The organism is Variovorax sp. Root434, from assembly GCF_001426595.1.
Lineage (GTDB): Bacteria > Pseudomonadota > Gammaproteobacteria > Burkholderiales > Burkholderiaceae_C > Variovorax.
In genome coordinates, this window is the sequence record NZ_LMEK01000012.1 from 600653 (window position 1) to 617648 (window position 16996).

Annotated in this window: 23 protein-coding genes; 6 read left to right on the forward strand and 17 right to left on the reverse strand. The window is 64.2% G+C overall.

Annotated features, from left to right (window positions below):
- Window positions 1–5: 5 nt before the first annotated feature.
- Genes rplO through rplN form a run of 10 tightly spaced genes read right to left on the reverse strand, consistent with a single transcriptional unit; the run spans window position 6 to window position 4140 of the window.
- Window positions 6–437 carry a 50S ribosomal protein L15 gene (gene rplO / locus ASD05_RS13365; RefSeq protein ID WP_009124820.1) on the reverse strand — a complete coding sequence of 144 codons (432 nt, stop codon included), beginning with the start codon at window positions 435–437 and terminating at the stop codon, window positions 6–8.
- An 11-nt stretch (window positions 438–448) separates the two neighbouring features.
- Complete coding sequence (rpmD, locus tag ASD05_RS13370) at window positions 449–634, reverse strand: 50S ribosomal protein L30 (RefSeq protein ID WP_009124818.1); 186 nt, start codon at window positions 632–634, stop codon at window positions 449–451.
- A 35-nt stretch (window positions 635–669) separates the two neighbouring features.
- A complete protein-coding gene (gene rpsE / locus ASD05_RS13375) occupies window positions 670–1188 on the reverse strand; it encodes a 30S ribosomal protein S5 (RefSeq protein ID WP_009124813.1) in 519 nt (172 codons plus the stop codon).
- Window positions 1189–1206: 18 nt separating this feature from the next.
- The gene (rplR, locus tag ASD05_RS13380; protein WP_042672913.1) at window positions 1207–1572 is read right to left on the reverse strand and encodes a 50S ribosomal protein L18; all 366 of its coding nucleotides are present in this window, start codon (window positions 1570–1572) and stop codon (window positions 1207–1209) included.
- A gap of 14 nt (window positions 1573–1586) precedes the next feature.
- Window positions 1587–2120: a 50S ribosomal protein L6 gene (gene rplF, locus ASD05_RS13385; RefSeq protein ID WP_009124809.1), complete on the reverse strand. Its 534-nt coding sequence runs from the start codon at window positions 2118–2120 to the stop codon at window positions 1587–1589.
- A gap of 24 nt (window positions 2121–2144) precedes the next feature.
- Window positions 2145–2540, reverse strand: coding sequence for a 30S ribosomal protein S8 (gene rpsH / locus ASD05_RS13390; RefSeq protein ID WP_009124808.1), 396 nt, complete (start codon window positions 2538–2540; stop codon window positions 2145–2147).
- A 20-nt stretch (window positions 2541–2560) separates the two neighbouring features.
- Complete coding sequence (gene rpsN, locus ASD05_RS13395) at window positions 2561–2866, reverse strand: 30S ribosomal protein S14 (protein WP_009124806.1); 306 nt, start codon at window positions 2864–2866, stop codon at window positions 2561–2563.
- 8 nt (window positions 2867–2874) lie between these two features.
- The gene (gene rplE, locus ASD05_RS13400; protein ID WP_009124804.1) at window positions 2875–3414 is read right to left on the reverse strand and encodes a 50S ribosomal protein L5; all 540 of its coding nucleotides are present in this window, start codon (window positions 3412–3414) and stop codon (window positions 2875–2877) included.
- 11 nt (window positions 3415–3425) lie between these two features.
- Window positions 3426–3758 (reverse strand): 50S ribosomal protein L24, encoded by a 333-nt coding sequence (gene rplX / locus ASD05_RS13405; RefSeq protein ID WP_056592808.1) that lies wholly within the window; start codon window positions 3756–3758, stop codon window positions 3426–3428.
- Window positions 3759–3771: 13 nt separating this feature from the next.
- Window positions 3772–4140, reverse strand: coding sequence for a 50S ribosomal protein L14 (gene rplN / locus ASD05_RS13410; RefSeq protein ID WP_009124801.1), 369 nt, complete (start codon window positions 4138–4140; stop codon window positions 3772–3774).
- Window positions 4141–4353: 213 nt separating this feature from the next.
- On the opposite strand from rplN, the gene ASD05_RS13415 reads away from it, so the two are divergent.
- Both ASD05_RS13415 and proC read left to right on the forward strand, forming a co-directional pair.
- Complete coding sequence (locus tag ASD05_RS13415; protein ID WP_414930045.1) at window positions 4354–5517, forward strand: esterase-like activity of phytase family protein; 1164 nt, start codon at window positions 4354–4356, stop codon at window positions 5515–5517.
- Window positions 5514–6371 carry a pyrroline-5-carboxylate reductase gene (gene proC, locus ASD05_RS13420; RefSeq protein WP_056592811.1) on the forward strand — a complete coding sequence of 286 codons (858 nt, stop codon included), beginning with the start codon at window positions 5514–5516 and terminating at the stop codon, window positions 6369–6371. The genes ASD05_RS13415 and proC overlap by 4 nt, the downstream gene beginning before the upstream one ends.
- A 2-nt stretch (window positions 6372–6373) precedes the next feature.
- Here the strand turns inward: proC and ASD05_RS13425 are convergent, their stop codons facing one another.
- The 4 genes from ASD05_RS13425 to ASD05_RS13440 form a co-directional block, all read right to left on the reverse strand.
- Window positions 6374–6844, reverse strand: coding sequence for a MaoC/PaaZ C-terminal domain-containing protein (locus ASD05_RS13425; protein WP_056592814.1), 471 nt, complete (start codon window positions 6842–6844; stop codon window positions 6374–6376).
- Window positions 6845–6854: 10 nt separating this feature from the next.
- Window positions 6855–7754, reverse strand: coding sequence for a 4-hydroxybenzoate octaprenyltransferase (gene ubiA / locus ASD05_RS13430; RefSeq protein ID WP_200955424.1), 900 nt, complete (start codon window positions 7752–7754; stop codon window positions 6855–6857).
- Complete coding sequence (locus tag ASD05_RS13435) at window positions 7744–8319, reverse strand: Dps family protein (RefSeq protein WP_056592820.1); 576 nt, start codon at window positions 8317–8319, stop codon at window positions 7744–7746. Before ASD05_RS13435 ends, ubiA begins: the two co-directional genes overlap by 11 nt.
- A gap of 138 nt (window positions 8320–8457) precedes the next feature.
- On the reverse strand, window positions 8458–9423 hold the full coding sequence (locus tag ASD05_RS13440; protein ID WP_009124794.1) for a LysR substrate-binding domain-containing protein: 966 nt from the start codon (window positions 9421–9423) through the stop codon (window positions 8458–8460).
- Window positions 9424–9661: 238 nt separating this feature from the next.
- On the opposite strand from ASD05_RS13440, the gene ASD05_RS13445 reads away from it, so the two are divergent.
- From ASD05_RS13445 to ASD05_RS13460, 4 genes are read left to right on the forward strand one after another with little or no spacing between them, the layout of a single operon-like run.
- Window positions 9662–10327, forward strand: a complete 666-nt coding sequence (locus ASD05_RS13445) for a haloacid dehalogenase type II (protein WP_082572050.1) — start codon at window positions 9662–9664, stop codon at window positions 10325–10327.
- Window positions 10327–11427 (forward strand): phosphotransferase, encoded by a 1101-nt coding sequence (locus ASD05_RS13450; protein ID WP_200955425.1) that lies wholly within the window; start codon window positions 10327–10329, stop codon window positions 11425–11427. Before ASD05_RS13445 ends, ASD05_RS13450 begins: the two co-directional genes overlap by 1 nt.
- A complete protein-coding gene (locus ASD05_RS13455; protein WP_056592823.1) occupies window positions 11424–12782 on the forward strand; it encodes an aspartate aminotransferase family protein in 1359 nt (452 codons plus the stop codon). Before ASD05_RS13450 ends, ASD05_RS13455 begins: the two co-directional genes overlap by 4 nt.
- Before the next feature lie 15 nt (window positions 12783–12797).
- Window positions 12798–13298: an Lrp/AsnC family transcriptional regulator gene (locus ASD05_RS13460; protein ID WP_056592826.1), complete on the forward strand. Its 501-nt coding sequence runs from the start codon at window positions 12798–12800 to the stop codon at window positions 13296–13298.
- Between the two features lie 15 nt (window positions 13299–13313).
- Here ASD05_RS13460 and ASD05_RS13465 read toward each other — a convergent pair whose 3' ends face one another.
- From ASD05_RS13465 to ASD05_RS13475, 3 genes are all read right to left on the reverse strand, one after another.
- Window positions 13314–14294, reverse strand: a complete 981-nt coding sequence (locus ASD05_RS13465) for a threonine/serine dehydratase (RefSeq protein WP_235507956.1) — start codon at window positions 14292–14294, stop codon at window positions 13314–13316.
- Window positions 14291–15283, reverse strand: coding sequence for an ornithine cyclodeaminase family protein (locus ASD05_RS13470; RefSeq protein WP_056592830.1), 993 nt, complete (start codon window positions 15281–15283; stop codon window positions 14291–14293). The genes ASD05_RS13465 and ASD05_RS13470 overlap by 4 nt, the downstream gene beginning before the upstream one ends.
- Before the next feature lie 448 nt (window positions 15284–15731).
- A complete protein-coding gene (locus ASD05_RS13475; protein ID WP_235507992.1) occupies window positions 15732–16700 on the reverse strand; it encodes a hypothetical protein in 969 nt (322 codons plus the stop codon).
- Between the last annotated feature and the right edge of the window lie 296 nt (window positions 16701–16996).

Below are 16996 nucleotides of genomic sequence, written 5' to 3' on the forward strand. Positions count from 1 at the left end.
GGTGATCAGGCGATGCTGCCGCCGGCTGCTTCGATAGCAGCCTTGGCGCCAGCCGTTGCGCCCACGCCCGTCAGCTTGACGGCCTTGGTGAGTTCACCGGTCTTGACGACCTTGACGACCTTGGCGAGCTGGCCCACGAGGCCGGCTTGCTTCAGCGCCAGGACATCCACTTCAGCCAGGCCGAGCTGCTCGAGGGCAGTCAGCGTGACTTCGGCGTTGAACTTCAGCAGGTGCGACTTGAAGCCACGCTTCGGCAGGCGACGCTGCAGCGGCATTTGACCGCCTTCGAAGCCGACCTTGTGGAAACCGCCTGCGCGCGACTTCTGACCCTTGTGACCGCGGCCTGCGGTCTTGCCGATGCCGGAGCCGATACCGCGGCCGACGCGACGCTTCGCGTGCTTGGCGCCGGCTGCCGGCTTGATGCCATTGAGTTCCATATCAGTCTCTCTTACAGAACCTTGACCAGATAACTGATCTTGTTGATCATGCCGCGCACCGCCGGGGTGTCCTGCAGCTCGCTCACGCTGTTGAGCTTGCGCAGGCCGAGGCCACGCACGGTCGCGCGATGCGATTCCTTGGTGCCAATCGGGCTCTTGACCAGTTGCACCTTGAGGGTTTGTTGTTGCGTCGTCATTTGAATGCTTCCTTCAGCCTTGCGAGAGCTTGCGCTCAGGCGAAGATTTCTTCGACGGTCAGGCCGCGCTTGGCAGCCACATCGGACGCGGTCGTCGAGTTCTTCAACCCGTCGAGCGTGGCGCGAACCATGTTGTAGGGGTTCGACGAACCATGGCTCTTGGCCACGATGTCGGTGATGCCCATGACTTCGAACACAGCGCGCATCGGGCCGCCGGCGATGATGCCGGTACCCTTCGGTGCGGGGATCATGACGACCGAAGCGGCGCCATGGTGACCCGTCACGCGGTGGTGCAGCGTGCCGTTCTTGATCGGAGCCTTGAACAGGTTGCGACGGGCTTCTTCCATTGCCTTCTGCACTGCAGCAGGCACTTCCTTCGACTTGCCCTTGCCCATGCCGACGCGGCCGTCGCCGTCGCCCACGACGGTGAGTGCTGCGAAACCGAGGATACGACCACCCTTCACCACCTTGGTGACGCGGTTGATCGCGATCATCTTCTCGCGCAAACCGTCTTCAGGGCCTTCGTTCTGCGTTCTTGCTTGAATCTTTGCCATTTTGAATCTCGTGTCCGGTTAGAACTGCAGACCGGCTTCGCGAGCCGCCTCGGCCAGCGCCTTGACGCGGCCGTGGTACGCAAAACCTGCGCGGTCGAAGGCGACCTTCTCGACGCCGGCAGCCTTCGCCTTTTCAGCGATGCGCTTGCCGACGGCGGTGGCAGCAGCGGCATTGCCGCCCTTGCCCGAACCGCCGAGCGAGGTACGCACTTCGGCTTCGGCCGTCGATGCGGTTGCAATCACCTTGGTGCCGTCGTCGGAGATGACGGTGGCGTAGATGTGCAGGTTGGTGCGGTTCACCGTCAGACGGGCCACGCCCTGCGTCGCGATGCGGATGCGGGTCTGGCGCGAGCGGCGAAGACGCTGTGCTTTTTTGGTCAACATCATTTTGCTGCCCCTTACTTCTTCTTGGTCTCTTTGATCACGATCTTCTCGTCCGAATAACGGATGCCCTTGCCCTTGTAAGGCTCAGGCGGACGAACAGCGCGGATCTCAGCGGCGATTTGACCAACGCGCTGACGGTCAGCACCCTTGATCACGATTTCGGTCGGGGTCGCGGTGGCCACCGTGATGCCTTGCGGCATGTCGATGTTGACCGGGTGCGAGTAACCGACTTGCAGGTTCAACTTGTTGTTGGAGGCTGCAGCCTTGTAGCCGACGCCGACCAGGTTGAGCTTCTTCTCGAAGCCCTTGGTCACGCCAACCACCATGTTGTTCACCAGCTGACGGATCGTACCGCTCATCGCATTCGCTTCGCGCGATTCGTTGGCGGGTTCGAAATTCAGCTTGCCGTCATTGCTGACGATCTTGACCAGTGCATTGCGTGCGAGGTTGAGCGTGCCGCCCGTGCCCTTGACGCTGATCTGGTCTTCCTTGATCGACACATCCACGCCAGCGGGGATGGTGATCGGCATTTTTCCTACTCGGGACATTTCAGTAACTCCTCGATGTCTCGGTTAGGCGACGTAGCACAGGACTTCGCCGCCGACACCGGTGGCGCGTGCCTTGCGGTCGGTCATCACGCCCTGGGGGGTCGTGACGATCGCAACGCCGAGGCCGTTCTGGACTTGCGGAATGGAAGAGCTTGCCTTGTAGACGCGCAGGCCAGGGCGGCTCACGCGCTCGATGCGCTCGATGACCGGACGGCCAGCGTAGTACTTCAGAACAATTTCAAGTTCGCTCTTGCCGGCTTCGGTCTTGACCTGGAAGCCGTCGATGTAGCCTTCGTCCTTCAGGACTTGTGCGATCGCGACCTTCACCTTGGAAGACGGGACCGACACGGTGGGCTTCGCCACCATCTGCGCGTTACGGATACGCGTCAGCAGGTCGGCAATGGGATCACTCATGCTCATGTTGTTTGCTCCTGCCTGGCTTACCAGCTGGCCTTGGTGACACCGGGGATGTCGCCAGCGAAGGCCAGTTCACGGATCTTGGCGCGAGCCAGACCGAATTGACGGAAGGTGCCGCGGGGGCGACCAGTGATTTCGCAACGGTTGCGCTGACGCGTGGGGTTCGCGTTGCGCGGGAGCTTCTGCAGGCCCAGGCGGGCAGCAGCGCGCTCTTCGTCGGTCTTCTTCACGTCGTTGGAGATTGCCTTCAGTTCCGCGTGCTTCGCAGCGAACTTGGCAACCAGCTTGTCGCGCTTGAGTTCGCGCTGGATCAGGGATTGTTTTGCCATGATTCGCCTCAGTTCTTGAACGGGAAACGGAAACCAGCGAGAAGCGCCTTGGCTTCTTCGTCGGTCTTGGCCGTCGTCGTGATGCTGATATTGAGACCGCGCAGGGCGTCGACCTTGTCGTACTCGATCTCAGGGAAAATGATCTGTTCCTTGACGCCGATGTTGTAGTTGCCACGACCGTCGAAGGCACGACCCGAAATACCGCGGAAGTCACGAACGCGCGGCAGCGCGATGGTCACGAAACGGTCCAGGAATTCATACATCTGAACGCCGCGCAGCGTGACCATGCAGCCGATCGGTTGCATTTCGCGAATCTTGAAGCCGGCGATGGCCTTCTTCGACTTGGTCACCACGGGCTTCTGGCCAGCGATCTTGGTCAGGTCGGCGACAGCGTTGTCGAGAACCTTCTTGTCGGCGACTGCTTCACCCACGCCCATGTTGAGCGTGATCTTGGTGAGGCGCGGAACCTGCATCGGCGACTTGTAGCCGAACTTTTCCGTCAGGTCTTTCGCGATCTTTTCGCGATAGTGTTGTTGGAGACGTGCCATGTGAGTACCTCTTAGGCGAACTTGATTTCGTCGCCGCTCGACTTGAAGACGCGAACAGCCACGCGCTTGCCGTCGGCACCCTGGGTGATCTTGATGCCCACGCGATCGGCCTTGCCGGTCGCAGCATTGAAGATCGCCACGTTGGATTGGTGAATGGGCATGGACTTCTCGACGATGCCACCGGTCGTACCCTTGAGCGGGTTCGGCTTGGTGTGCTTCTTGACGAGGTTCAGGCCTTCGATGACGACGTGCGAGTCATCCTTGCGCAGCGAGACGGTGCCCCGCTTGCCCTTGTCACGACCGGCCAACACGATGACCTGGTCGCCTTTGCGAATCTTGTTCATGGCGTTGTTGTCCTTACAGAACTTCGGGTGCCAGCGACACGATCTTCATGAACTTCTCGGTGCGCAGTTCGCGCGTGACCGGTCCGAAGATGCGGGTGCCGATGGGCTCCAGCTTGGCGTTGAGCAGCACGGCGGCATTGCCGTCGAACTTGACGAGCGAACCGTCGGCGCGACGGATGCCCTTGGCGGTACGGACCACCACTGCACTGTAGATCTCGCCCTTCTTGACGCGACCACGTGGAGCGGCTTCCTTGATGCTGACCTTGATGACGTCGCCCACGCTGGCGTAACGCCGCTTGGAGCCACCGAGCACCTTGATACACAGGACGGATTTCGCGCCCGTGTTGTCGGCCACTTCGAGCCGGGATTCAGTTTGGATCATTTCTTGATATTCCCAACTTGTACCGATGTGCCTCCAGGAGGGAAGCACCGCGGTCAGTCTTGGGCCCGTCGTCCATGCCTCGAACCACTCGAGGCACTTCCGCTTTGGGCTGAAAGCTTCGCCTTTTGAAAGCGAAGCCAGCGATTGTGGCACGCACTACTGCCGATGTCAACAACCCCATTACATCACCGCGCTGGCACTAGACTCCGGGCGGTGCGCGACACCCTGAATTTCTACTTTTCGCAGCCGAAGCGTCGGCGCGTGCTGGCGGGCGCGGCCGGCCTGCTGGCGCTGGGCCTGGCCGGCTGCAGGAGCGCGGCGCCGAACCCGGACCCCGGCCGGCTGCGGCGCATCGCGGAGGCCCGCTGGCCGCACCACTTCAATATAGAGGGCACCGTGGCCGGAGGCCTCTCGGGCATCGACTACGACCCGATCCGAGGTGAGTACCTGCTTATCAGCGATGACCGGTCGGACCTCGCGCCTGTGCGCTACTACATCGCCCGATGGCCCCAGCCGCAGGCCGCCCGCCCCGAACCCCTCGGCGTGGTGCAGTTGCAACGCCCCGGCGGCGGCCCCTGGCCCAACCGGCGCCGGGCGGTCGAGGGATTTCCGGTTCCCGACCCCGAGGCATTGCGGCTGCGGCCCGCAACCAACACCCTGTTGTGGACCAGCGAGGGCGACATCGCCCGCGGCTTCGGCCCGGCGCTGTACGAATCGGCCCGCGACGGCCGCTTTTTGCGTGAATTCTCCCTCCCGGCCATGTTCAGGCCCGATCCGGCCCAGCGCCGCGGCCCGCGCGACAACCTGACGCTCGAAGGACTCGCCCTCACACCCGACGGCCGCTTCGCTTGGCTCGGCATGGAAAACGCCCTGATCCAGGACGGCCCCGAGCCCACCACCGGCGCCCCCGGCGGGCCTTGCCGCTTCACCCGGATCGACCTGGAAACCGGCCAGGCCGACCGCCAGATCGCCTACGTTCCCGACGCCATCCCCTTGCGCCCGCTGATTCCCGGCAGCTACGCCGACAACGGCGTGAGCGAGATCCTGATGCTCGATGCGGACCGCATGCTGGTGCTGGAGCGCGCCTACGCCACCGGCGCCGGCAATTCGCTGCGCCTGTATGAAATCGACACCCGTGCCGCCAGCGACGTGCTCGCCATCGACGCACTGGCGCCGAACAACCACCGGCCGGCGGCCAAGACCTTGGTGGCCGATTTCGCCGCGCTTGGCCTGTCCCGCCTCGACAACACCGAGGGCATGTGCTGGGGACCGCCCCTGCCGGACGGCAAGCGCATGCTGGTGGTCGTGAGCGACGACAATTTCAATCCGCTTCAAATCACCCAGTTCGCCGCCTTCGAATACGCCGACCGACCATGACCATCGCCGTGACCTTCCTGCCCCGCACCGGCCCCGCGCCGCTGCCCCCCGTCGCCTTCATCGGAGGCGGCAACATGGCCAGCGCCATCATCGGCGGCCTGATCCAGCAAGGCACTCCGGCGGATGCGTTCGAGGTGGTCGAGCCCTTCGAGGAGGCCCGCACGAAGCTGGCCCAGTCATTCGGCATCGTCGCGAAGGCCGAGGCGGGCGAGGCGCTGTCGCGCTGCGGGGTGGTGGTGTGGGCGGTCAAGCCCCAGGCCTTTGCCGAAGCCGCCCGGCCGGTGCGCGGCTTCACCGAAGACGCGCTGCACCTGAGCGTGGCCGCGGGCATCCCGTCCGACAGCATCGCCCGCTGGCTCGGCACCGAGCGCGTGGTGCGCGCCATGCCCAACACGCCGGCACTCGTGGGCAAGGGCATGACGGGCCTGTACGCCCGACCCGGCGTCGAAGGGGCCGACCGCTCGCTGGTCGGGCAGCTGCTGGCACCGACCGGCGAGCTGATCTGGGTCGACACCGAATCGGCACTCGACGCCGTGACCGCCATGTCAGGCTCGGGCCCGGCGTACGTCTTCTATTTCATCGAGGCGATGACCGAAGCCGGCGTCGAGATGGGCCTGACGCCCGAACAGGCCCAGCGGCTGGCCATCGGCACCTTCACCGGCGCCTCGGCGCTGGCGCACAGCGCGACCGAACCGCCGTCGGTGCTGCGCGAGCGCGTGACCTCCAAGGGCGGCACCACTTACGCGGCCATCACCTCGCTGCAGCAGGCCGACGTGAAGGCGCAGTTCAAGACCGCGATCCGCGCGGCGCAGAAGCGCGCCGCCGAACTGGGCGAGGAATTCGGCCGCGGCTGATTTCAGGCCGGCGGCAGTGCGCCCGGCCCAAGGAAGAACAACCACTCGGCGGCCAGCGTGACGGTGCCGTCTTCCAGCTCGAGCAGGACTTCCTCCTTCACCATGAAGCTGTCGCCGGGCTTGGGCGTCACGTCCATGATGCGCACGCGCGCCCGGAAGCGCGCGCCCACCGGCATCGGTCGCACGAAGCGCAGGCGGTCGAAGCCGTAGTTCAGTGCGTGGTTCGAATCGAAGGGCAGCAGCGTGCGCATGGCCTCGCCGGTCAGCCGGACCAGGTGCGAGACCTGGAAGAAGCCCTGCACGATGGTGCCGCCGTAGTCCGCCTCGCGCGCCGCGCGCTCGGGATCGAGATGGATCCACTCGCCTTCGCCGTCGCCCGACAGTTCCGAATAGCGCTGGACCATCTCCTGCGTGATGCAGTGCCATTCGGAGAAGCCCTCCTGGCCGATCTTTCGCTTCAACTGTTCCAGCATGCAGGCCCTCTCAGCGGACGGCGTAGCCGGCCACGATGCCGGCGAACACCGTGAAGCCCAGCCAGTGGTTCAGGCGGAAGGCCTTGAAGCAGCCCTCGCGCGTGCGATCGCGAATCAGCCGCCAGTGCCACAGCGCCTGCACCGCCGCCGCGGCGATGCCGGCGTAGAACAGCGTGCCCAGCGAGCTGCTCGCGCCGGCCCAGGTCCAGACCGCGAGGAAGATCGCGTAGCTCGCCATCACCGCCGCCACATCGAAGCGGCCGAAGGTGATGGCCGAGGTCTTCATGCCGATCTTGAGGTCGTCGTCGCGGTCGACCATCGCGTACTCGGTGTCGTAGGCGAGAACCCAGAAAAGGTTGCCCGCCAGCAGCCACGCGGCGAAGACCGGCACGGTGGACTGCACCGCCGCGAAGGCCATCGGAATGCCGAAGCTGAAGGCAATGCCCAGCACCGCCTGCGGGACCGAGACGAAGCGCTTGGCAAACGGGTAGATCAGCGTGATGGCCAATGCCGCGAACGACCACAGCACCGTCGTGCGGTTGGTCGTGAGCACCAACCCGAAGGCCGCCAGCGCCAGCACCACACCCAGCCCCAGCGCCTCCTTGACCGACATCGCGCCGCTGGTGACGGGCCGCTGCGCGGTGCGCTTCACATGGCGGTCGAAGTCGCGGTCGGCCACGTCGTTGACGCAGCAGCCCGCGCTGCGCATCAGGAAGGTGCCCAGCGTGAACACGACCAGCAGATGCCAGCCGGGCCATCCGCCGGCTGCAAACCAGAGCGCGCCCAGCGTGGGCCACAGCAGCAGCAGCCAACCCGCCGGACGGTTCCAGCGGATCAGGTCGAGGTACAACGCAAAACGCCCGCGAGGAGGCACGGGCGCGGCGGTGGGGGGAGCGGACTCAGTCTTCAAGGAGCGAACGCAGCATCCAGGCCGTTTGATCGTGCACCGTGCAGCGCGCGGTCAGCATGTCGGCCGTCGGGTCGTCGCCTGCTTCTTCGGCGACCGGAATGAATTCGCGCGCAATGCGCGACACGGTTTCGTGGCCCTTCACCAGGATGCGCACCATCTCCATCGCCTTGGGCGGGGTCTGCGGCACGTCGGGCACGGTGGCAATCTTGCTGAACTCGGCGTACGAGCCCGGCGCGTAGTGGCCCAGCGCGCGGATGCGCTCGGCCAGCACGTCGGTCGCGCCCCACAGCTCGGTGTACTGGCCCATGAACATCGCATGCAGCGAGTTGAAGTGCGGGCCGGTCACGTTCCAGTGGAAGTTGTGCGTGGTGAGGTAGAGCGTGTAGGTGTCGGCCAACACGCGGCTCAGGCCTTCGGCGATGGCGGCGCGGTCCTGGCGCTCGATGCCGATGTTGATGATCGGCGCATTGCGGCTGCCCGACTCCTGCGCGACCACCGTGCCGCCCTTCTTGGGCACCTTGCCGGAGGAGGACGCGGACGACGATTTCTTCGAGGCTTTGGCCATGGCGGGAAGTCTTTCTTCAAATTGGGAGGGTGGACACCCGATTTTGAAAGCCGGCATGCGGCTTCGCAACAGCGCCACTCTATCTCAGCGATCAACGATTCAGAACGGCCGGCGCGTAGGCCAACCCCGCAAATGCCGCTACGAAAGGCGCTTCACGCCCGGCAGCTCGCAGGCATAGATCGCGTTGCGCAGTGCCGCGATGGCCTCGTAGCGCGTGAAGGTGCGCCGCCATGCGAGCACCACGCGGCGCGTGGGCGGGTCGCGGTCCTGCGCGTCGCGCACCGGCAGGTAGCGCACCATCTGCTCGAGTTCCTTGCGGCCCTTGAGCTTCGGCTTGAGCGCATCGGCCGGCACCGACAGGCGCGGCACCAGCGTCACGCCCATGCCCGAGGCCACCATGTGCTTGATGGTCTCCAGCGACGAGCCTTCGAAGCTCTTGCGGATGCCCTCTGCGTTGCTGGAAAAGCGCGCGAACTCCGGGCACACCTCCAGCACGTGGTCGCGAAAGCAGTGGCCGGTGCCCAGCAGCAGCATGGTCTCGCTCTGCAGTTCTTCCGAGGTGATCGATTCGCGGTCGGCCAACTTGTGCTTGTTGGGCAGAGCCGCCATGAAGGGCTCGTCGTACAGCGGCGCCATCGCGAGGCCGGTGTCGGGAAAGGGCTCGGCCATGATGGCGCAGTCGATCTCGCCGGCGCGCAGCATCTCGAGCAGCTTGACGGTGAAGTTTTCCTGCAGCACCAGCGGCATCTGCGGTGTGCGCGCGATCACCTGGCGCACGAGGTCGGGCAGCAGGTACGGCCCGATGGTGTAGATCACGCCGAGGTTCAGCGGACCGGCCAGCGGGTCCTTGCCGCGCTTGGCGATCTCCTTGATGCTGGCCGCCTGGTCGAGCACGCTTTGGGCCTGCTGCACGATCTGCTCGCCGAGCGGCGTGACGGTCACTTCGCCGGCACTGCGCTCGAAGAGCTTGACTTCGAGCTCGTCCTCGAGCTTCTTGATCGCGACCGACAGGGTCGGCTGGGAAACGTAGCAGGCCTCGGCCGCCTTGCCGAAGTGCCGTTCGCGGGCCACTGCGACGATGTATTTGAGTTCGGTGAGAGTCATAGCTTGCGTCAATTATGCGCAAGGGTTTGTGACCCGACCGTATAGGGCTTTAGAAGCCCCTGACAGAGATTCAAAATCTACGAGGATCGGCAAGAACACGCTTCAATCCCGAACCACTCAAAAATGCCAGGCCCTCTGCGGATTGACAAAGAAACTGCTTGGGTCCCATTGCGATACGGCATCTCCTGCAAAGGGGGCAAACCTAGACTTGCTCCATCTCAACGCAGCGGGCGCGCCCATGATGTTCAAACCAAAATTTATCAGCTTCGATTGCTATGGAACGCTCATCAATTTCGAGATGGGCCCGACGGCAAAAGTCCTGTTCAAGGACCGCGTGCCGGTCGACCGGATGCCGGCGTTCCTGGACAGTTTCCGCGCCTATCGCCTTGACGAGGTACTGGGCGACTGGAAGCCGTTTTACGACGTGGTGGCGAACTCCATCCAGCGTGCCTGCAAAGCGCACGGTATCGAATACCTGGCATCGGATGCGGTCTCCCTGTACGACGCGGTGCCGACCTGGCAGCCTCATCCAAACGTGGTCGAGGTGCTGGAGGCGATCGCGCCGCACGTGCCGCTGGTGATTTTGTCGAACTCGATGGTCGACCTCATCCCTCGCAGCGTCGCGCATCTCAAGGCCCCTTTCCATGCGGTCTACACCGCCGAGGAAGCGCGCGCGTACAAGCCGCGCATGCAAGCCTTCGAATACATGTTCGACGAACTCGGCTGCGGGCCCGATCAGATGATGCATGTCTCGTCGAGCTTCCGGTATGACCTGATGACAGCGTCGGACCTGGGCTTCATGGCCAAGGCTTTCATCGACCGTGGTCACGAGCCCACGTCAAGCGAATATGGCGTGAGCCGCTTGACCGACGTTCGTCAGCTTCCTGCTCTGCTCGGACTCTGATGGCCAGCCTGCACCTCCACCCTGGACCCCGGGTGCCCGAGGGGCGCCCGACCGAGGCCGCCGCGCTGAGCACCCCGGCGCCCGACCTGGCGCCGGCCGAGGTGCAGGCGCTGGTGGAACGCCTCTACGGCATCCATGGCGTGGTGAAGTCGCTGGCCGGCGAGCGCGACCAGAATTGCGCCGTGGAGTCCGCCGACGGCACGCGCTACGTGTTCAAGATCAGCAACCCCTCCGAGCCGGTATCGCTGGTCGATTTCCAGATCGCCGCCATCGAGCACATCGCCCGCACATCGCCCGGCCAGCCTGTCCCTCGCGTCGTTCGGACAGCAGACGGCCGCACGCGTGAAACCGTGACGCTCGCCGACGGCGCCCGGACCACCGTGCGCATGCTCACTTACCTGGAGGGCATCCAGGTCCGGGAGACACAGCGCACCGCCGCACAGCGCGTGGCGATGGGCAAGGGTCTGGCCGAACTGAACCTTGCCCTGCAGGGCTTCACGCACCCTGCGGCCACGCACGACCTGCTGTGGAACGTGTCGGCCGCGCACCGACTGACCGTCCAACTCGACAGCCTGGTCGAAGGACCACGACGTGCGCTGGCCCGATCGTTCATGACGCGCTTCACCGAGCATGTGCTGCCCCGCCTTGCGTCGGTGAGGGCGCAGGTGATCCACAACGACTATCACCTCTACAACGTGCTGGTCGCGCCGGACGATCAGGCGCGCATCACCGGCATCATCGATTTCGGCGACATGCTCCATGCGCCACTGGTCGGCGAGGTGGCGACGGCCGCCGCCTTCCACATGGCCGGCAGCGCCGACCCGTTCGAGGGTCCGGCACAGTTCGTCGGCGCCTACCAGGCCGTCCTGCCATTGACCGAGCCGGAGCAGGACATCGTCGCCGACCTCATGGCAACACGCCACCTCATCACGGCGCTGATCTCGGAGTGGCGCGCCCTGCGCTATCCCGAAAACCGCAGCTACATCATGCGCCACAACCCCGCGGCGTGGGAGGCACTGTCACAGATGGCAGACCTCTCGCGCCATGAAGCACGCGACCGCTTGTTGACGCCATCACGACGAAACGGAACCTCTCCATGAAAGCCACTGCTGACCTCAACATGGTCAACGCCTACATCCCCGGCCGCGCCAACGTCGGCCCCGTCACCGAGGCAATGATCGAGCGGCGCAATGCGCTGCTCGGCCCGGCCTACCGGCTGATGTACGAACACCCGCTGCACATCGTGCGCGGTGACGGTGTGTGGTTGATGGACCCGGAAGGCCGCCGATACCTCGACGTCTACAACAATGTCACCTCGCTCGGTCACTGCCACCCCGCGGTGACCGAGGCGATCTGCCGCCAGGTGCAGACGCTTGCGACCAATACGCGATACCTCCACGACACCATCCTCGAGCTGGCGGAGCGCCTGCTCGCCAGCGTGCCCGGCACGGACCTCGCCCACCTGATGCTGACCTGCACCGGCAGCGAGGCCAACGACCTGGCCTATCGCATCGCCAAGGTACGCACCGGCGGCACGGGTGTGATCGTCACCGACACGGCCTACCACGGCATCACCGACGCGGTGTCGCAGTTCTCGCCCTCGCTCGGCGTGAGCGTCGCCCTTGGTCCGCACGTTCGCCTGGTGTCGGCGCCGCGCCTGTACCACGCCGAAGGCACCGACCTTGGCGAGCGCTTTACGCGCGACGTCGAGGCGGCCATCGCCGACCTGCAGCGCCACGGCATCAAGCCGGCGGCCTTGATCGTCGATTCGCTTTTCACCAGCGACGGCATCCTGCCCGGGCCTGCGGGCTTCCTGAAGGGAGCGGTCGAGGCGATCAAGCGTGCTGGCGGCCTGTTCATCGCCGATGAAGTGCAGCCCGGCTTCGGCCGCACGGGCGAGCACATGTGGGGCTTCCAGCGCCACGGCCTCGTTCCTGACATCGTCACCATGGGCAAGCCGATGGGCAACGGCCAGCCGATCGCGGGCCTCCTCGCGACAGCCGATGCCCTGGCGGAATTCGGCAAGAACTCCCGCTACTTCAACACCTTCGCCGGCAACACGGTCTCATGCGCGGCTGCCTTGGCAGTGCTGGAGACCATCGAGCGGAGCCAGCTGGTGCCGCACGCAGCCAAGGTCGGCAAGGTGCTGCTCGACGGCATCGTCGGGCTCGGCGCGAAGCACGAGGCCATCGGCGACGTGCGGGGGGCAGGGCTTTTCGTCGGCGTCGAGCTCGTGTCGGATCGCACGACGCGGGCGCCGGACCGCGGCCTTACCAGCCAGGTGGTCAACCTGATGCGTGACAAGGGCGTGCTGCTCAGCGCCTGCGCCCAGGGGCACAACGTGCTGAAGATCCGCCCGCCGCTGGTGCTCACGGCGGAGCAGGCCGGCATGGTTATCGAGGCGCTCGACGAATCGCTTACCGAGGCGAAGCGCGGGTCGCCGGGCTCGCGTTGACGGTACGATCACTCCATGAGATCAGCAGTTTCGTTCGACCGGTTCGACCTCAAGATCCTGGTGCATCTCCATCGCGAGGGGCGCTGCTCGAATGTCGATCTGGCCGAGTCCATAGGCCTCAGCCCCAGCCCGTGTCTCATGCGCACCAAGCGGCTGGAGGAGACCGGGCTGATCCGCGGCTACAGCGCCGACATCGCGCTGGAAAGGCTTGGAGATCACGTCATCGTGTTCTCGGAGGTCACCCTCGGCAGCCACCGACCGGATGATTTCCGCAGATTCGAGGAAGCCGCCGGGAAGTACGAGGAGATCGTCGAGTGCTACAACGTCAGCGGCGGCTATGACTACCTGCTGAAGATCGTGGCGCCCGGCGTCGGCTATTTCCAGGCACTGATGGAAAAGATGCTGGAAGACGACATCGGCATCGAGCGCTTCGCCAGCCGGATCGTGCTGCGCCAGTCGCTGGGCCGGCGCGGGTATCCGCTGCGCATCATTGCGACCCAGAAACGGTGGGATTGATGGTTGTGGGCCAGCCTATTCAGCGCGCTGGTATATCTCGGCGAGATCGCACAGGTCCCAGTTTCCGCCTGTCAGAACCACACAGACTTTTTCGTCCGGCCTGACCTTCACGCCACCGGCCAGCAGGGCGCCGATGCCGATGGACGCCGCAGGTTCCGCGATCAGCTTCGCATCCTTGGCCAGCGTGCGCATGCCCGCAATGATGTGTTCGTCATCGACAAGAACGATCTCGTCCACATACTTCTCGATGATGGGGTAGGGGTTCTGCCCCGGAACACTGATTCGCAAACCATCCGCAATGGTGTTCTTCAGCGGGAGCGATATGCGTTCCTGGTTGATCCGGCTGTGAAAGTACTTGGGTGTCAGGGCAGGTTCGGCGCCGATCACGCGCACCGAGGGCTTGGTTTCCTTGATGGCGGTAGCGATCCCGGAAATGAGGCCGCCGCCACCCATGGGAATGATGACCGTGTCGACATCGTCCAGGTCTTCCAGGATTTCGCAGCCAATGGTTCCCTGGCCGGCCATGACCAAAGGATCCTCGAAGGCGTGCACAACCGAGTAGTGATTTTCTTCGGCGATTTCGTAAACCTTCTTCCATCGGGCGGCGGTATCGCCATCAAACAGAACCACTTCTGCGCCGAGCGCCTTCGTATTCTCGATCTTGATTTTGGGCGTGGTCACTGGCACGACCAGGATCGCCTTCACACCCAGCATCCGAGCGGCATAGGCAAGCCCTTGCGCATGGTTGCCCGAAGAGGTGGCGATGATGCCGTTGGCGATCTCGTCCCTTGGAAGCGACAGCGATTTGTTCAAGGCGCCCCGGATCTTGAAGGCCCCCGTGATCTGCAGCATTTCCGGCTTCAGATAAACATGGCATCCCAAGGCGTTCTCCATCTTTTCCGCGCGCAACAACGGCGTGCGTCTGATGTGCGGTTTCAGCCGTGCCCGGGCTTCGTGGATGTCCTGCAGGGTGGGGTGTTCGAGCATGGTCGTCATTGAAAAAACTCGAAGGCGGTGCCAGTGTTGCCGGCGATGGCGTTCCGATAGATCCTGCTCGACGTGGTGTTGTCCTGTATGGCCATGCCCGTCGAGTCGAAGATGGTGGTCTCTTCGTCGTTTTCTCTGCCTGGCTTCTGGCCCAGCAGGATTTCACCAATTTCTGCGTGGATGTCTGCCTGGGTGATGATGTTGTGATGAAGCGGGTGCCAGGTTTCACCCTTTTCAATGCACTGCGCCATGGAGTCGTTGACGATCCTGGCATTCCTGAAAATCTCCGGCGCCAGCTCCTGCTTGCCTTGCGTGTCCGTACCGATGGCGACGATGTGCGTGCCGGGTTTGACCCAATCGGCCTCCACCAGCGAGCCCTTTCCGCGGGTCGTGGTGACCAGGATGTCGGCCTGTTCAACCGCCTCCTTTTTGGAGTGGGCCATCACCACCGGAATGCCGAACTCGCTTTCGATGTCCGCCTTGTATCGGGACAGCGTCTCGGGGTGGTTGTCCCACGCGTGAATCTCCTCGATCTTCATCACCTCGTGGATCGCACGGATTTGCATGCGGGCCTGATTGCCGGTGCCGATCGAGGTGACTTTTCTTGCATTCTTTCTGGCCAGCACTTTCACTGAAACGGCGCCTGCCGCCCCGGTTCGCAGGCCCGTGATCAAACTTCCGTCCATGACGCACACCAGGGCGCAGCTTCTGGCATCGAACAGAAGGATGGTGCCCATGCCGCTGGGCACGCCGTGCTCCGCCGGGTTGTTCGGGAATCCCCCGGATGAGGCCTTCATGGAGATCACCTCATTGGTTTTGTAGTAGCCCAACTTGAAGTCGATTTCGCCGCGTGGCGTCGGAAGATGAATCTCGACATAGCCAGGCTGCACCACCTGCTGGCTGTTGAAGGCTTTGTATGCCTCTTCCACCGTCTCGATGACTTCCTTCATGGAAATCAATCGGCTGACTTCCTGTTTTTTCAACAGCAGCGTTTTCATTGAGGTGGCCTCTGTATTCTCGAATTGGGGGGATGAGTTGGATGACTGATGCTAGGCATTAAGGCCCGGCATTTGTGCCCATAAGCGCCCCTCAGGCCGCAGCAAATTGCAAAACCAAGAGGCCCCGCAGACGATGCCTGCAGGTTGCGGGCACCCCCCCCGTTCACCGCTGGTGCGAAGCCGCGATGTCGTCCAAGACAAGCACCAAAGCCCGCCGTTTTCTTCTCGCATTCCGCTACTTCCGTGGCCGACGACGGGTGGCATGGCCCGTTGGCGAACCCCACCGTGGCTGTTCAAGGCGCGGCGGGTGGCACTACCAGGTCTCTTTCGGCATAGCGCCGCATCGTGGTGACGTCTTCGATTGCAGGCATGCGGTCGGAATCGCTGTCGAGATATGCCTATGGTGTCGTGAACGCCATTGCACCCGCCCCCCTTCGACAGAAAACCGCTACTTCAAGGCAGCACCGCTTCCCGCGAGGTACTGCGCTGAAAGACGCGCGAACTGGCCGCCATCCGTGCTGATCGAGGTCTGGTGGCTGCCGCCCGCGCTGAAGACGATCGCGAAGGTGTGCATGTCGGCGTATTCCTGGGTGTTGCGCAACATGTAGTCGACATGGTTGTCGCGGTAGTGCTGGTCGGTGCCGCCGGGTGTGTCGGAAGGCACGCCCATCGGTGTCTGCCACCACAGGATCGGCAGGCCGTTGCCCAGCGCCGCGCGGTAGTCCGAATACTGCTTCTGCGAATCGTGGAAGTTCGGGCTGGTCTTGTTGCTCGCGTCCCAATAGAACGGAGCGCTTCCGTTCTGGCATTCCGCGGGCGGCGATGCGACTTCCCTGCAGCCCGCGTCGCGGTCGCTGGTCTGTGCGACGATGAAGTCGGCCTGGTTCGCGCCGGCGGCCCGCATCATCGCGGCGACCTCGACGGGCGTGCCATTCCAGAAAGCGGGCGGGAACCCGATCAGCGTCTTCGGCGCAACCTTGCGGCCCATCTGCACGAAGCACTGGCCGAGGCCCGCGACGGTGTCGGGCAACGTGCTGCATTCCGGCTGGCCGCTCACGGCGGCGGCCATCTTCGTCAGATCGCGACCAGGCGCCTGCGACGCGGCGAAGCCCCAGAAGTCCGGCTCCACATTGACCAGCGCAGGCTTGCCCCATTCCGCGATGCGCTGGTACATCAAGCGGACTTGGCCCCAGTACTTGTTCATGAAGGTCGCGTCGCTGATGCCGCTCAGGTTGCCCTCGCCGTTCGCCGTCATCTGGTAGAGCGTGAACATGGGAACCGCACCATAGGCCTGGGCGGCCTGCGCGGTGAAGGTGACGTAGGCCCCATCGGGACTGTTCCACGTGGGCCACGAGCCCGGGCCGACGCCCACCAGGTACTGATCCACGATGTCGGGGTGGATGTCCTGGCTCTTCATGTCGTCAATGGAAGTCGATCCCAGGCCAACCAACACGCGAGAGGGCTTGCCGAGCTTCGCGACCAGGGCTGCCGACGCTGCAACGGGTGCAGCGTCGCCGCCCGGGTTGCCCGTGGTGCCACCACCGGTCTGGGTGCCACTTCCGGTCGTGCTGCCACTTCCGGTCGTGCTGCCACTGCCGCCTTGGCTGCCGCTCTGGCCGGCATTGGATGGACCGCCGCTGCCGGACTGGCCTGTCGGGCTGCCGACCAACGCAACGCCGGCTCCGCTACCGCCCCCGCCTCCGCCGCCACAGC

Bases quoted from the DNA above. Each gene is read 5' to 3' on its own strand.
- rplO (WP_009124820.1), bottom strand. From the start codon at position 437: ATGGAACTCAATGGCATCAAGCCGGCAGCCGGCGCCAAGCACGCGAAG.
- rpmD (WP_009124818.1), bottom strand. From the start codon at position 634: ATGACGACGCAACAACAAACCCTCAAGGTGCAACTGGTCAAGAGCCCG.
- rpsE (WP_009124813.1), bottom strand. From the start codon at position 1,188: ATGGCAAAGATTCAAGCAAGAACGCAGAACGAAGGCCCTGAAGACGGT.
- rplR (WP_042672913.1), bottom strand. From the start codon at position 1,572: ATGTTGACCAAAAAAGCACAGCGTCTTCGCCGCTCGCGCCAGACCCGC.
- rplF (WP_009124809.1), bottom strand. From the start codon at position 2,120: ATGTCCCGAGTAGGAAAAATGCCGATCACCATCCCCGCTGGCGTGGAT.
- rpsH (WP_009124808.1), bottom strand. From the start codon at position 2,540: ATGAGCATGAGTGATCCCATTGCCGACCTGCTGACGCGTATCCGTAAC.
- rpsN (WP_009124806.1), bottom strand. From the start codon at position 2,866: ATGGCAAAACAATCCCTGATCCAGCGCGAACTCAAGCGCGACAAGCTG.
- rplE (WP_009124804.1), bottom strand. From the start codon at position 3,414: ATGGCACGTCTCCAACAACACTATCGCGAAAAGATCGCGAAAGACCTG.
- rplX (WP_056592808.1), bottom strand. From the start codon at position 3,758: ATGAACAAGATTCGCAAAGGCGACCAGGTCATCGTGTTGGCCGGTCGT.
- rplN (WP_009124801.1), bottom strand. From the start codon at position 4,140: ATGATCCAAACTGAATCCCGGCTCGAAGTGGCCGACAACACGGGCGCG.
- proC (WP_056592811.1), top strand. From the start codon at position 5,514: ATGACCATCGCCGTGACCTTCCTGCCCCGCACCGGCCCCGCGCCGCTG.
- ASD05_RS13425 (WP_056592814.1), bottom strand. From the start codon at position 6,844: ATGCTGGAACAGTTGAAGCGAAAGATCGGCCAGGAGGGCTTCTCCGAA.
- ASD05_RS13435 (WP_056592820.1), bottom strand. From the start codon at position 8,319: ATGGCCAAAGCCTCGAAGAAATCGTCGTCCGCGTCCTCCTCCGGCAAG.
- ASD05_RS13440 (WP_009124794.1), bottom strand. From the start codon at position 9,423: ATGACTCTCACCGAACTCAAATACATCGTCGCAGTGGCCCGCGAACGG.
- ASD05_RS13445 (WP_082572050.1), top strand. From the start codon at position 9,662: ATGATGTTCAAACCAAAATTTATCAGCTTCGATTGCTATGGAACGCTC.
- ASD05_RS13450 (WP_200955425.1), top strand. From the start codon at position 10,327: ATGGCCAGCCTGCACCTCCACCCTGGACCCCGGGTGCCCGAGGGGCGC.
- ASD05_RS13455 (WP_056592823.1), top strand. From the start codon at position 11,424: ATGAAAGCCACTGCTGACCTCAACATGGTCAACGCCTACATCCCCGGC.
- ASD05_RS13460 (WP_056592826.1), top strand. From the start codon at position 12,798: ATGAGATCAGCAGTTTCGTTCGACCGGTTCGACCTCAAGATCCTGGTG.
- ASD05_RS13465 (WP_235507956.1), bottom strand. From the start codon at position 14,294: ATGACGACCATGCTCGAACACCCCACCCTGCAGGACATCCACGAAGCC.
- ASD05_RS13470 (WP_056592830.1), bottom strand. From the start codon at position 15,283: ATGAAAACGCTGCTGTTGAAAAAACAGGAAGTCAGCCGATTGATTTCC.
- ASD05_RS13475 (WP_235507992.1), bottom strand. From the start codon at position 16,700: ATGAAGAGCCAGGACATCCACCCCGACATCGTGGATCAGTACCTGGTG.